The following is a 12,273-nucleotide window of genomic DNA, read 5'->3' as shown; positions in this document are numbered from 1 at the left end:
TGTCGGCCCGCCAACGCCGGGGCCGGATCGACCCGTCTACGCCGAGGGCGATGACAGGAGGTCGCCGTCGATTGCTCACACCGATCCGGCAGACGTCGCGCAGAACCGGCACCCGCTGACTAGCCTGAATGACGACGCCCCATCGGGCGTGTGCCGTCACTTCGAGCTGAGGAGTTGTCCACGTGTCCAGTGAATCCGGGGTTTCCACCGAGTCCCTGCCCGACATCGCACAACACGGATTCGGTATCGACGTCGGAGGCTCGGGGATAAAGGGCGGGATCGTCGACCTCGTCACCGGCGACCTCGTCGGAGAACGCTTCAAGGTCCTCACCCCCCAGCCCGCGACCCCCGAGGCCGTGGCCGGCGGCATCCGCGAGGTCGTCGATCACTTCGATTGGAAGGGACCCGTCGGCGTCACCCTCCCCGCCGTGATCACCGGCGGGGTCGCCCGCACAGCGGCGAACATCGACAAGGGGTGGATCGGGACCGACGTCTACAAGCTGCTCGGAGAACAGCTCGGAGACCGGCAGCTGTCGGTCCTCAACGATGCCGACGCCGCGGGCATGGCCGAGGACCGCTACGGCGCGGGCAAGGACTACAAGGGCGTGGTGATGCTCCTGACCTTCGGTACCGGAATCGGCTCGGCGATCATGTTCGGCGGCACACTCATCCCGAACACAGAACTCGGTCACATGGAGGTCGACGGGAAAGAGGCCGAACACCAGGCGTCGTCCAAGGTCAAAGAGAACAAGGACATGTCCTACACCAAATGGGCGGTCGAGGTGTCGAAAGTGCTGTCGGCCTATGAGGCCCTGTTCTGGCCCGAGGTGTTCATCGCAGGCGGTGGAATCAGCCGAAAGTCACACAAATGGATCCCGCATCTGACCAATCAGACGCCTGTCGTACCGGCAACTTTGCTGAATACGGCGGGCATTGTCGGGGCGGCTATGGCAGTGGAAGCAGGGTTACGCCCGTAGGTGCCGTTACAATGGCATCCAGGCCGGCCACCCCGGTCACCCCAAAGCCCCCAGCTTCGCCGAGTGAGACTCGGCGTGACACCGCCACCGCGACGTAAACCACCGGTGCGATGTCACGATAGATAGCCCGAAAGGTCGTACGTGGCAGCCACGAAAACCCGCCAAACCGAACCGGATACCGAGCAGTCGGAATCGGAGTCGGTGACAGCGTCGGCGCACAAGGCACCCGCCAAGAAAGCAGCCGCCAAGAAGGCGGCGGCCAAGAAGGCGCCCGCCAAGAAAGCTCCTGCAAAGAAGGCTGCCGCCAAGCGGCCCGTCAAGAGAGTCGACGGCGAGGTCGTCGACGACGGCGGCCTCGACGAACCATCGATCGACGAGATCGACGCGCCCGAGGACGAGTTGACCGAGGACGACGTTGCAGTGGTTGTCGTCGAGGACGAGGCCGACGCGGCCGGTCCGGCCGTCACCGCAGGCAAGACCAAAGGCAAGAAGGCCGACGAGGTCGAGGAGCCGTCCGCAGCGGACAAGGCGTCAGGAGACTTCGTCTGGGACGAGGACGAATCCGAGGCGCTCCGTCAGGCCCGTAAGGATGCCGAGCTCACCGCTTCTGCCGATTCGGTTCGTGCGTACCTGAAGCAGATCGGCAAGGTCGCCCTGCTCAATGCCGAGGAAGAGGTCGAACTCGCCAAACGGATCGAAGCGGGCCTGTTCGCGACGGAGCGGATGCGTCGCATCACCGAGGCGGGCGAGAAGCTCACCGTCGCGCAGCGTCGTGATCTGTCGTGGATCTCTCGCGACGGTGGCCGTGCCAAGAACCACCTCCTCGAAGCAAACCTCCGGCTCGTGGTCTCGCTCGCCAAGCGGTACACGGGCCGCGGGATGGCGTTCCTGGACCTCATCCAGGAGGGCAACCTCGGTCTGATCCGCGCGGTCGAGAAGTTCGACTACACCAAGGGCTACAAGTTCTCGACCTATGCGACCTGGTGGATTCGCCAGGCCATCACCCGCGCCATGGCCGACCAGGCCCGCACCATCCGCATCCCGGTACACATGGTCGAGGTGATCAACAAGCTCGGCCGTATCCAGCGTGAGCTGCTCCAGGATCTGGGGCGCGAACCCACTCCTGAAGAGCTCGCCAAGGAGATGGACATCACGCCGGAGAAGGTGCTGGAGATCCAGCAGTACGCGCGCGAGCCGATCTCTCTCGATCAGACGATCGGCGACGAGGGCGACAGCCAGCTCGGTGACTTCATCGAGGATTCCGAGGCCGTTGTCGCCGTGGACGCTGTGTCGTTCACGCTGCTCCAGGATCAGCTGCAGTCGGTGCTGGAGACGCTGTCGGAGCGTGAGGCCGGTGTCGTGCGTCTGCGCTTCGGGCTCACCGATGGCCAGCCGCGCACCCTGGACGAGATCGGACAGGTCTACGGCGTCACTCGCGAGCGCATCCGGCAGATCGAGTCGAAGACCATGTCGAAACTGCGCCACCCGTCGCGGTCACAGGTCCTCCGCGACTACTTGGACTGACCTCTCCCCCGAACGAACCGACAAAGGTGCCGACTACTCGTCGGCACCTTTGTCGACGGCGGTGGCCATCCAGTCGAGAAGGTCGTCACGCACCTCGCTGCGGTTGGTTTCGTTGAGGATCTCGTGGCGGGCGTCTTTGAACACCCGAACCGTGACGTCTTCGAGACCACCCGCGCGGAAATGGGCTGCCAGCAGATCGACCAGTCCCCCGCCTCCGTTCACCGGGTCACGATCGCCGACGGCAATGAGAATCGGGAGATCAGCTCGGATCGTCGCCACCGCGGCGGTCTCCGCGATCCGGCGCGCGGCGACGAACATCTCTCGGCCCGACTCCTGATCGATTCCGAAACCACAGAGCGGGTCGGCAACGTACGCGTCCACGACCTTCTCATCCCTCGACAACCAGTCGAAGTCGGTGCGGGCAGGTGCGAACGGCGCGTTGAACATCGACAGGTCCAGCTCGGCATCGAGATCCAAGGCGGGTTCGAGCCCGTCAAGGGCTGCAGTGCCACTGAGAACCACGGCATCGACTTTCGCGCTCCCGCCGTCGAGCAAGAACTGCTGGGTCGCGAACGACCCCATGCTGTGGGCGAGCAGGATCAGCGGCAGGTCCGGGAACTCGCCGCGTGCCGTGTCGACGACGCGCCCGATGTCGGAGACGAGTCCGGCCCAGCCGTCCGGGCCCAGATCCCCGAGTTCGCGTCCGGCCAGCTGTGATCGGCCATGACCGCGGTGGTCGTAACCGAAGACCACATATCCATCGTCGATGAGCGCCTGGGCGGTCTCCTCGTACCGGCCGATGTGCTCACCCATGCCGTGTACGAGCACCACCACGCCGACCGCTTCCGACGTGGGATCCCAGCGAACTGCCGAGATCCGGACGCCGCGACCTGCCGGGACCGTGAACTCTGATGACATGCGTTTCCTCTCGAGAAGCCTCTGTGCGCGGGCATCACAAAAGTGCCCCACTGCCTGCTGATCCGTATTCTCATCGATCAAATGGGTTAAATCCTGCTTTCTGCCAGGCTCGGCGCGCTGCGTTGTGCTTGTATGTCTGCATGTTCGGCGTCCTGAGCCCCTGTATGACCCATCTCGACTCGGAGTTGGGGGCGCAATGGCGCGCTCACATGTGTGGCGTGTGTCTGTCACTACGCGACGATCACGGCCAGCTCGCGCGGCTGACCACCAACACGGACGCCATCGTGGTATCGATTCTCGTTGATGCGCAACGACAATCGCCGTCGAACACAGTGACCGCAGGTCCGTGCGCACTGCGCGGGATGCGTACTGCTCAGGTCATCGCACCGGCAGAGCTCAGTGTCCGCCTCGGTGCGACTACCTCGTTGACGCTCGCGTCTGCGAAAGCGGCCGACGTGTTGGCCGAACAGCGGGCCGGCCTGGCGACACCCTCCGCGCTGCGTTCGCGCGGCGCCCGGTTCGCGGGACCACGACTCCGGGCCAAAGCGCTCGCCGACGGCCAGATCACGACCGCCATCGGAGGCCGCGAGTTACTCGACGATCTGGCGGGGCAAGCAGATGTCGAAGTGGGTGGGGCGAGCCTCGACGAGATCACCGACGGCGCCGCTCGCGCGGCGGGCGCGGTGTTCGCCGCTACCGCGGACCTGGCCGGGGTACCGGAGAATCGAGCTGCGCTCGAGCGGATCGGTTCCGACTTCGGCCGCTGCGCACACCTGCTCGACGCCGCCGAGGATCTCGAAAAGGACCGCACGACAGGTGACTTCAATCCCTTGACAGCGACGGGAACCAGTTTCGAGAGGGCGGGAGAGGACTGTAGGCGATTGATCTCGGCGATTCGCGCCGCCACCGATACGCTGGTGTTGCGCGACGATCGGCTCCTTCGGTTGTTGGTGCTCGGTGGGCTAGAGCGTGCGATGACCCGGGTCTTCGGTCGTCACACAGAAGCTGTCTTCACCACTCCCGGCCCACCCACGCGTCCACCGAATCGCCCTCCCCTGCCACCCTTCCACCGGCGCATCCTGCCGTGGATGGGCGTGTACTGCACCGGATACGCGTGCTGTGCCGATCACACCAACCCCTGTAATGGCAAACGTCATCAGAGCGCCTGCAAGGGATGCAACTGTGATTGCTGCGACTGTTGTGATTGCTGCGATTGCTGATCGCGAGCCGACCGCTACGACGTCACGCCGGGTCTGAGATCTTGCGCGGCTTCCGCTCCCCGATGTCGAACAGCGCCCACACCGGGCCGGTCAGCAACCAGAGGACGGTGATGACGCCCAGCGTCGGAAACACTCCGTAGAGCGCTGAAGCCTGTTCGGGATCGGCCACCGTCTGTGCCAACCCGACGACCGTGATCCCGGATATCGTTGCCGCGCACATCCATTGCCCGAACGCCCGCACCTCCCGACGGAAGGCCGCCTGCCCCTTCTTCGGACCCCGCGCCGGCGCAGGCCCATCCGCAAACCGGTGTGCGAACCAGCCATCGGCCCAGGTGACGACCGAGTGCCCGAAAGCCACGGTGACGCCCAGATAGACCCCCGCCAGCCGATGAACCGTCTCGACCGTACTGCCCTGGTGGATGTCGAGTGCCACAGCGGCGAGCAGTAGAGCGTCGAGCACGGGGACAGCCGCGAGCACAATCGTGGAGATCGTGCGCAGGTGCAACAGGTAACGCAGGCACATGCCCGCGAAGACCATTACCCAGAAGCCGACTTCGCACCCGATGATGACGACCAGGATCGGTGAGTTCATGCCGTCGAGTGTGCGGCTGACGAGATGGTCGGCGCATCGGCCACCCGGGTGAGATGAGGTCATCAATCGGGATGACGACGCCTCCTCGGCGCTGTGCTGTGATGGATACCTGGAGGTGTGATGACACGGGCACGGATCGATCCGGACCGGCAGCGAGATCTCGGCGTAGCGGCCGCGTTCTTCGTCGCCGGCATTGTGTTGTACATCGGCGATCTCCGGTACTTTTTCGGGGCAACTGCCCTCAACACCGCTCTGCCGCAGTGGCTTCCGCTGGTCACCTTGGCTGTTGCCTGTTGCTCTCAGGGGTGGCGTTCTACCCGGCCGGCGATCGCATTCACAGGTGTTGTCGCAGCCCTGGCCATCGATGCGTTCTGCGGTCCGACCATCGCCGTGTGGATCGTCTACTCCGACGTGGTCTACGCCGTGGCCAGGTACGGTTCCGACCGGCTACGACGGGTCATGCTGCTGGTGAACTGGCTGGTCGCCGCCGTCGTGCTCGTGGTGGCCCTGACGGGTTCCGGCGACTGGCGGGTGGCGTTGCTGGCCATGTTGCTCGTCACCGCTCTCATCGCCTCTCCGGCGTCGTACGGCCACGCCATCAGGCAGCACCAGATGGCCGCCGAGAGTGAACGTGATCGAGCGCGCGCAGTCGAGGCGCTGGCGACCCGCGACCAAGAGGTGGCGGTCGCCGCCGAGCGGCGCAGGCTCGCTCGTGATCTCCACGACGTCGTCGCGAGCCAGTTGTCGGGCATCGCACTGCAATCGGCCGCGGCGCTCGAGACCACCGACGGCAATGTTCGTGATTCGGTGTTGCGGTCGGTGCGGTCGGTGCGGTCGTCGAGCGTCGAGCGTCGAAGCGCTTCGCGAGATGCGCACGATGATCGAATTGCTATCGGGTCCAGATGATCTCGATACCGCCGTCACAGCAAACCTCGACCGCATCGACCGACTGGCCGATACCGCCCGCGCATGCGGGTCGACCGTCGACATGCATGTCGCGACGACCCGGCTCTCCCCGGCAAGCACCATCGTGGCATACCGGATCATCCAGCAGGCCCTGACCAACGTCGCCACCCACAGCCCGGGTGCAGACGTCGATGTCACTGTGTGCCAGAGAACTTCGTCGGCATTGGTATCGGTGTCGAACACTGTGGGGCCGGATGTCGCGCTTCCGGATCGGGTCGACGGCCACGGCATCGCGAACATGCGGGTACGTGCGGGTTCGGTCGGCGGCACAGTGGACGTCAGGATCACCGACTCCCGCTGGGAGGTGGTCGCCGAACTCCCGACGCCCGACCTCGATCACCCTCCGCAGTCGGATCGTCTGCCAGGATCTTCGTCATGACCAGGGTTCTGATCGCCGACGACCACGCAGCGATCCGCGCCGGCCTAGCCTGCTCCTCGAGACGTCCACGGACATCGAGGTGATCGGTGAGGCGACCGACGGAGATCAGGCGACCACGCTGACCGCCGAACTCAGACCCGAGGTCGTCCTGATGGACATCCGGATGCCGGGGACCGACGGGATCGAGGCGACCAGTCGAATCTGCGCCGCTGGGATTTCCAAGGTGCTGATCCTGACGACCTTCGACATCGACGACTACATTTATGCCGCGCTGCGGGCCGGGGCATCAGGGTTCATGCTCAAGACCGCCGGCGCCTCGGAGTTGATCGCCGCGGTGTCCGCGGTGGCACGCGGAGACGCGGCGCTCGCACCCGAGGTGACCAGACGCGTGATCGACCGGTTCACCCACCGATTCGGTGGGGTCGCCCCGGCAGATCCCGGCGGGTCACAGATGCAGGACCTTTCGGAACTCACCGATCGCGAACGTGAAGTGCTCTCCACCCTGGGCGCGGGATTGTCGAACGCCCAGATCGCCTCGGCGCTGTTCATCGGTGAGACCACGGTCAAGACGCACGTGTCCCGGGTGTTGAACAAGCTTGCCCTGCAATCAAGGGTGCAGGCCGCGATCCTCGCCCGCGAGCACGGACTGACATACCGCCCGGCTCACGCGGACCAGTGCAGGCGATCGGATTAGTGCAGTTGAGGGAAACGCCCCGATTCGTCCATGTCGTATCGCTGCACACCCACGACGGCACCGGTCGGCAGCGCGCCGTACAGATGCGGGAACTGGGTGCCCGCCGCGTCAGGCGGATCACCGTCTTCCCAGACGATTTCGGCGCCCACGCGTAGGGGATCGATGCTCAGCAACACCAGATCCGCCTGATCGCGGTACAACAGGTTTGCCGGGATGTGCACCTGCGTGCGGTCCGAGAGATGCACAAAGCCCTGTGTCGCCAGGGACGCAGGTTCGATCGCCCCTGTCGTCCTGGCCTCGAGCCAGTCGGAGATCGAGCACAGATGAACCAGATTTACGTCGCCGCTCACCCCTTCAGCCTGCCGTATCAGCCGGTGCCGGCGCCAGAGGCAATATCGGCGGTGCGCGCGGTGAAGACGATGGCGGCGACCACAAGAGCCATGCCGCACAACTCCGGCCATGTCGGAACCTGCGCGAGCGCAACCGCACCGACAACCGCTGCGGTGACCGGGAGCAGCGCCAGCAGGAGCGCGAACTGCGACCGACCCAACTTCGACAGGACGATCTGGTCGAGCAGGTACGGGATCGCGCTCGAGAGCACACCGAGCCCCACGCCGATCAGGAGGATTCGCCAATTCCACAGTGCGCCCGGGTCCGCGGCACCGCTGATCGCGATCATCACCGGCGCGGCGAGAGCGCCGGCGACCGTCAGCCCGATGGCCAGGTCGTCGATCCCATCTCGCCACGGAGCGGTCTTCCGGCCGGACTCGCCCGTCGCCTCCCCCTCTTTGCGTATCACCGATCCGCCGGCGACCATCTTGCCGACCACGATGTACGCAGCCCACAGGCCGGCAGCCAGCAGCGCGAACAGGACACCCATCGGTGAACCCTCGAGACTCGCACCGCTGAGCAGCACCACGCCCACGAGTACGGCGCCGACGGCCAAGCCGTCCGAACGTGTCCGCGAGCCCGCTGCAGCGACCACCACAGGCCCCAGGAACTCGATGGCCACCGCCACGCCGAGGTCGATCGAATCGATGGCGAGGTAGAACGCCATGTTCATTCCCAGGGTGACGAGCCCGAACGCAGCGGCGGTCAGGAGCCGCCGCGGAGGAAACCGGACGCCCACCCGCGGCCATCGGCGCGCAGCGAACGGCCACCACACCGCGAACAGCACCGCGCCGGCGCCGCTCGCCCGAAGCCAGGCGATCGTCGCAGGGTCGAGTTCACCGAAGAGCGGAACCGCGATCGAGGCCCCGATGTACTGGCACACGGCCCCGATCACGAAGAGAACCGAGAGCTTCGAGAGCCCGCTCACCGACCCTGAGGTTTCGGCGGCGCGCGACATTGCAACACTGTAGGTGGGTCACGAGTCGTCACCCGCCCACCGGTTACCGGCTGGGATCTGTCTCACACCGAAAAGACGGTGGATGTTGCCGATCGCAGCTCAGTTGTTACGGGTGAGTGACGACACACCGGAGGGCCCCCGGGAACAAAGCCGATTGCCAAATCGTCTGAAAGAGTGAGAGTGGATGTACCACCCCGGTACATCAGCTCGCGAAGGGACCGCGTAAGCGCAGGCCCTGGACGGAGGAAAACATGTCAGACACCATCACCACGCCCCCGATCCACATGCCACTGACCACTGCCGACCGCTGTGATCGTTGCGGTGCGGCGGCACGTGTACGCGCGGTTCTCTCCACAGGTGGAGAGCTGCTGTTTTGCCGTCACCACTTCAACGAGCACGAAGCACGCCTGATCGACATGGGCGCGACCGTGGTCACCAACGAAGAAGAGCTGGTCTAAGAACTCCCGTCACGCCGCCGCGGTTCACATCATGTGAGCCGCGGCGGTGCTGTATCCGGGCCCGCCGGCCCAAGAGCGCACGCGGGACGATCATCGCCACTTCCGCAATGCCTCGATCCTGGCCTGCAATTGGTCCGCCGTGGCCATCGCGGTGGGGGGACCTCCGAGCCGCTCGCGCAGGTCGTTGTGCACCTGGCCGTGCGGCTTACCGGTGCGGTGATGATGCATGGCCACCAGGCTGTTCAGTTCGCGACGTAGCGCGGTCAGTTGCTTGCCCACCGACGGTTCGTTCTTCACGACCGGCGCGGGAGTAGGTTGCGCGCTACGCGCCTCGATCTGGGTCGCCTGGCGTTGTTGCAACAGATCGCGGACCTGGTCGGCATCGAGCAGGCCGGGCAATCCCAGATAGTCGGCCTCCTCATCGGAACCGGAGAAAGTGGCCGTGCCGAAGGACGACCCGTCGTAGATCACCTGGTCCAGTTCGGCGTCGGCGTGGAGGGACTCGAATCCCCGCTCGTCCTCGCCGTCCTCGTCTTTCTGCTTGTTCGCGTCATTGAGCAGCGCGTCGTCAAGTCCTTCGGACTCCCGATGCGGTTTGCCGAGCACGTGGTCGCGCTGCGCCTCGAGCTGCGCAGCCAGCTGCAGCAGCACTGGGACCGACGGCAGGAACACGCTGGCGTTCTCGCCAGGCCGACGCGACCGCACGAAACGACCGATCGCCTGCGCGAAGTAAAGCGGTGTCGACGCGCTGGTTGCGTAGACGCCCACAGCGAGACGAGGTACGTCGACGCCCTCGGACACCATGCGCACGGCGACCATCCACTCGTCCTGCGACTCACTGAACTCTGCGATCCGGCTCGACGACTTCGGGTCGTCCGAGAGCACCACCGTGGGCATCTTGCCGGTGATCGCCTGCAGCAGTTCGGCGTAGTCCCGGGCCACGGTCTGATCCGTGGCAATCACCAGACCGCCTGCGTCGGGCATGCCGGAGTTGCGCAACTGCCGCAGACGGGTATGGGCGGCCTGCAGCACCGCGGGGATCCAGTCACCGTGGGGATCGAGGGCGGTGCGCCACGCGCGCGCGGTGTGTTCGGCCGAGAGCGGTTCGCCGAGCCGGGCGGTGAACTCCTCACCCGCGTTGTTCCGCCAACTGGCCTCACCTGAGTACGCCAAGAAGACCACCGGGCGCACGACGCCGTCGGCCAGGGCATCGGAGTAGCCGTATACGTAGTCGGCGACCGATCGGCTTCCACCTCCGGGCTCCGGCTCGTAGGTGATGAAGGGGATGGGGCTGTCGTCGGACCGGAAGGGGGTACCGGTCAGTGCCAGCCGCCGGGTCGCGTCGGAAAAGGCCTCGCGGATCGCCTCGCCCCAGCTCTTCGCGTCGCCACCGTGGTGGATCTCATCGAGGATGACCAGAGTCCGGCGATTCTCGGTGCGGACGCGGTGCCTGGCCGGATGGGTGGCGATCTGCGCGTACGTGACCACCACACCCTGATAGTCCGAGCTCGTCTGTCCCGCGGAGTTGCTGAAGCGCGAGTCCAGCGCGATACCGGCACGCGCGGCGGCGGCAGCCCACTGGTGCTTGAGGTGTTCGGTGGGGGCGACGACGGTGATCTGGTCCACCGTGCGGTCGGCGAGCAGCTCAGCTGCGATCCGCAGCCCGAAGGTCGTCTTGCCTGCGCCCGGCGTCGCCACCGCGAGAAAATCCTTGGGTGCCGCGGACAGGTACTTGGTCAGGGCGCGCCGCTGCCAGGTACGCAGCGGCGAGGCGGCCGGCGGAGGCGCCGGTTCGGTGACCTGAGATCCGGAGAGGGCAGAGGGCCGGGTCACGACAGGGCACAACTCCTTGACATGCGATGAGGTTCTTCAATCCGGGCCAACCGGTCTGGCCGGACGGCGTGTGCTCCACTTCGTCGGGCGATTCGGCGCGCTGCGCTCGTCCCGCCGGGGCACCGCAAAATGTTACCGCGCCGAGCGACGATCAGCCCACAGCGTCGGCGGCGCGGCATCTCCCATCGCGCTCGATCTTCCGTAATGCTGGTGTCATCACACAGCCAACCGAACCCTCCCCCGACCCCGCGACGCCGCATCCGTCGCAGGTCGATGACACCCGTCGACAGGAGGGCGCCGGCGACCGGCCGCGCGTACTCAAGAGCCTGCCCTGGATGCTCTGGCGCACCATCACCAAATCCTGGGACGACTCGATCTTCGCAATGTCGGCTCAGGCCGCGTTCTGGCAGACGCTGTCACTACCCCCGCTGCTGCTCGGTCTTCTTGGTTGCGTCGGTTACGTCGCGAATTGGTTCGGGCCGAACACCGAGGAGATCATCCAAGACCGGATCATCAGCTTCGCCGAACGCACCTTCAGCCAGAATGTGGTCGACGAGATCATCACCCCCACCGTCGACAACGTGCTCGTCAGCGGGCGCGCCGAGGTCATCTCGCTGGGGTTCGTGCTGTCGCTGTGGGCGGGGTCCTCCGCCATGTCGAGTTTCGTCGACTCCATCGTCGTGGCACACGGTCAGCACAATGTCCGGCATGCGGTGACGCAGAGACTGTTCGCGTTGTGGCTCTACGTGTGTTTCCTGGTGCTCGCCGTCCTCACGCTGCCCCTCGTGGCGCTCGGACCCGCCTACGTCCGCGAGGTGATACCTGACTCGTGGCACCCGGCCAGCTCGGTGGCCATCGAATACGGGTACTTCCCCGCCGTCGCACTGCTCTTGCTCGCAGGACTGACGACCCTGTACCGCGTCGCCCTGGCAAAGCCCCTCCCATGGCACCGGCTGGTACCCGGTGCGCTGCTCGCGGGCCTCGTGTTCTGGTGTGCGAGCGCCATCTTGCGGTGGTATCTGGCGACGATCACCCAGACCGGATACAGCTACGGCGCGCTCGCCACGCCGATCGCCTTCTTGCTCTTCACGTTTTTCCTCGGCTTCGCCATCGTGGTGGGCGCGGAGTTCAACGCGATCGCCCAGCAACTGTGGCCTGCGAACCCGACCAAGATCGATCAGGTCCGAGACTGGGTCTCGCAGCAGACGAGCGACATCACCGATCAACTCAAGGGCGTCCCGGCGTGGCTGCCGTCCGGGCCGATCAAACGCAGCGAAGCGTCATCGACCACACCCGCTCCCGCGCCACGGGAGAAAGACGCTCCGTCTACAGGGCCGGACGCACCGCGCTGAGTGCGGGACGAC

At 65.7% G+C, this 12,273-nt stretch carries 12 protein-coding genes and 1 pseudogene; 8 read left to right on the top strand and 5 right to left on the bottom strand.

From position 1 onward, the window contains the following. Positions 1-182: 182 nt before the first annotated feature. Positions 183-977, top strand: coding sequence for a polyphosphate--glucose phosphotransferase (locus BFL43_RS26900; RefSeq protein ID WP_084896426.1), 795 nt, complete (start codon positions 183-185; stop codon positions 975-977). Between the two features lie 141 nt (positions 978-1,118). Next, positions 1,119-2,501 carry an RNA polymerase sigma factor gene (locus tag BFL43_RS26895; RefSeq protein WP_084896424.1) on the top strand — a complete coding sequence of 461 codons (1,383 nt, stop codon included), beginning with the start codon at positions 1,119-1,121 and terminating at the stop codon, positions 2,499-2,501. A gap of 33 nt (positions 2,502-2,534) precedes the next feature. Here BFL43_RS26895 and BFL43_RS26890 read toward each other — a convergent pair whose 3' ends face one another. Then, the gene (locus tag BFL43_RS26890; protein ID WP_084896422.1) at positions 2,535-3,419 is read right to left on the bottom strand and encodes an alpha/beta hydrolase; all 885 of its coding nucleotides are present in this window, start codon (positions 3,417-3,419) and stop codon (positions 2,535-2,537) included. A 140-nt stretch (positions 3,420-3,559) separates the two neighbouring features. Here BFL43_RS26890 and BFL43_RS26885 point away from each other — a divergent pair, with 140 nt between their 5' ends. Next, complete coding sequence (locus BFL43_RS26885) at positions 3,560-4,639, top strand: DUF5685 family protein (RefSeq protein WP_084896420.1); 1,080 nt, start codon at positions 3,560-3,562, stop codon at positions 4,637-4,639. 22 nt (positions 4,640-4,661) lie between these two features. On the opposite strand, the gene BFL43_RS26880 is transcribed toward BFL43_RS26885, so the two are convergent. Next, positions 4,662-5,231, bottom strand: a complete 570-nt coding sequence (locus BFL43_RS26880) for a hypothetical protein (RefSeq protein WP_084896863.1) — start codon at positions 5,229-5,231, stop codon at positions 4,662-4,664. 120 nt (positions 5,232-5,351) lie between these two features. Between BFL43_RS26880 and BFL43_RS26875 the strand changes: the two genes are divergently transcribed. From BFL43_RS26875 to BFL43_RS26865, 3 genes and pseudogenes are all read left to right on the top strand, one after another. Beyond that, complete coding sequence (locus BFL43_RS26875) at positions 5,352-6,137, top strand: histidine kinase dimerization/phosphoacceptor domain-containing protein (protein ID WP_084896418.1); 786 nt, start codon at positions 5,352-5,354, stop codon at positions 6,135-6,137. Continuing rightward, positions 6,109-6,576, top strand: coding sequence for a hypothetical protein (locus BFL43_RS26870; RefSeq protein WP_143695581.1), 468 nt, complete (start codon positions 6,109-6,111; stop codon positions 6,574-6,576). Before BFL43_RS26875 ends, BFL43_RS26870 begins: the two co-directional genes overlap by 29 nt. Continuing rightward, a pseudogene (locus tag BFL43_RS26865) lies at positions 6,573-7,270 on the top strand (response regulator transcription factor). Before BFL43_RS26870 ends, BFL43_RS26865 begins: the two are co-directional and overlap by 4 nt. Here BFL43_RS26865 and BFL43_RS26860 read toward each other — a convergent pair. Next, positions 7,267-7,620: a DUF952 domain-containing protein gene (locus BFL43_RS26860; RefSeq protein WP_143695580.1), complete on the bottom strand. Its 354-nt coding sequence runs from the start codon at positions 7,618-7,620 to the stop codon at positions 7,267-7,269. The pseudogene BFL43_RS26865 and the gene BFL43_RS26860 sit on opposite strands and share 4 nt — an antisense overlap. 17 nt (positions 7,621-7,637) lie before the next feature. Further along, positions 7,638-8,618 carry an EamA family transporter gene (locus BFL43_RS26855; RefSeq protein WP_084896412.1) on the bottom strand — a complete coding sequence of 327 codons (981 nt, stop codon included), beginning with the start codon at positions 8,616-8,618 and terminating at the stop codon, positions 7,638-7,640. 251 nt (positions 8,619-8,869) lie between these two features. On the opposite strand from BFL43_RS26855, the gene BFL43_RS26850 reads away from it, so the two are divergent. Beyond that, a complete protein-coding gene (locus BFL43_RS26850; RefSeq protein WP_084838497.1) occupies positions 8,870-9,076 on the top strand; it encodes a hypothetical protein in 207 nt (68 codons plus the stop codon). Positions 9,077-9,166: 90 nt separating this feature from the next. Here the strand turns inward: BFL43_RS26850 and BFL43_RS26845 are convergent, their stop codons facing one another. Further along, positions 9,167-10,840, bottom strand: a complete 1,674-nt coding sequence (locus tag BFL43_RS26845) for a DEAD/DEAH box helicase (protein WP_240498534.1) — start codon at positions 10,838-10,840, stop codon at positions 9,167-9,169. A gap of 263 nt (positions 10,841-11,103) precedes the next feature. On the opposite strand from BFL43_RS26845, the gene BFL43_RS26840 reads away from it, so the two are divergent. After that, a complete protein-coding gene (locus BFL43_RS26840) occupies positions 11,104-12,261 on the top strand; it encodes a YihY/virulence factor BrkB family protein (RefSeq protein ID WP_240498533.1) in 1,158 nt (385 codons plus the stop codon). The last annotated feature ends 12 nt before the right edge of the window (positions 12,262-12,273 follow it).

The organism is Williamsia sp. 1135, from assembly GCF_002095395.1.
In the GTDB taxonomy this organism is placed as follows: domain Bacteria; phylum Actinomycetota; class Actinomycetes; order Mycobacteriales; family Mycobacteriaceae; genus Williamsia.
Note: the sequence above shows the minus strand (reverse complement) of the source record. Positions and strands in the feature narration are given on the sequence as shown.

What these genes read in the sequence shown, in the direction of transcription:
- BFL43_RS26880 (WP_084896863.1), bottom strand. Translation starts at nt 5,231, where the DNA reads ATGAACTCACCGATCCTGGTCGTCATCATCGGGTGCGAAGTCGGCTTC.
- BFL43_RS26850 (WP_084838497.1), top strand. Translation starts at nt 8,870, where the DNA reads ATGTCAGACACCATCACCACGCCCCCGATCCACATGCCACTGACCACT.
- BFL43_RS26875 (WP_084896418.1), top strand. Translation starts at nt 5,352, where the DNA reads ATGACACGGGCACGGATCGATCCGGACCGGCAGCGAGATCTCGGCGTA.
- BFL43_RS26890 (WP_084896422.1), bottom strand. Translation starts at nt 3,419, where the DNA reads ATGTCATCAGAGTTCACGGTCCCGGCAGGTCGCGGCGTCCGGATCTCG.
- BFL43_RS26885 (WP_084896420.1), top strand. Translation starts at nt 3,560, where the DNA reads ATGTTCGGCGTCCTGAGCCCCTGTATGACCCATCTCGACTCGGAGTTG.
- BFL43_RS26870 (WP_143695581.1), top strand. Translation starts at nt 6,109, where the DNA reads ATGATCGAATTGCTATCGGGTCCAGATGATCTCGATACCGCCGTCACA.
- BFL43_RS26855 (WP_084896412.1), bottom strand. Translation starts at nt 8,618, where the DNA reads ATGTCGCGCGCCGCCGAAACCTCAGGGTCGGTGAGCGGGCTCTCGAAG.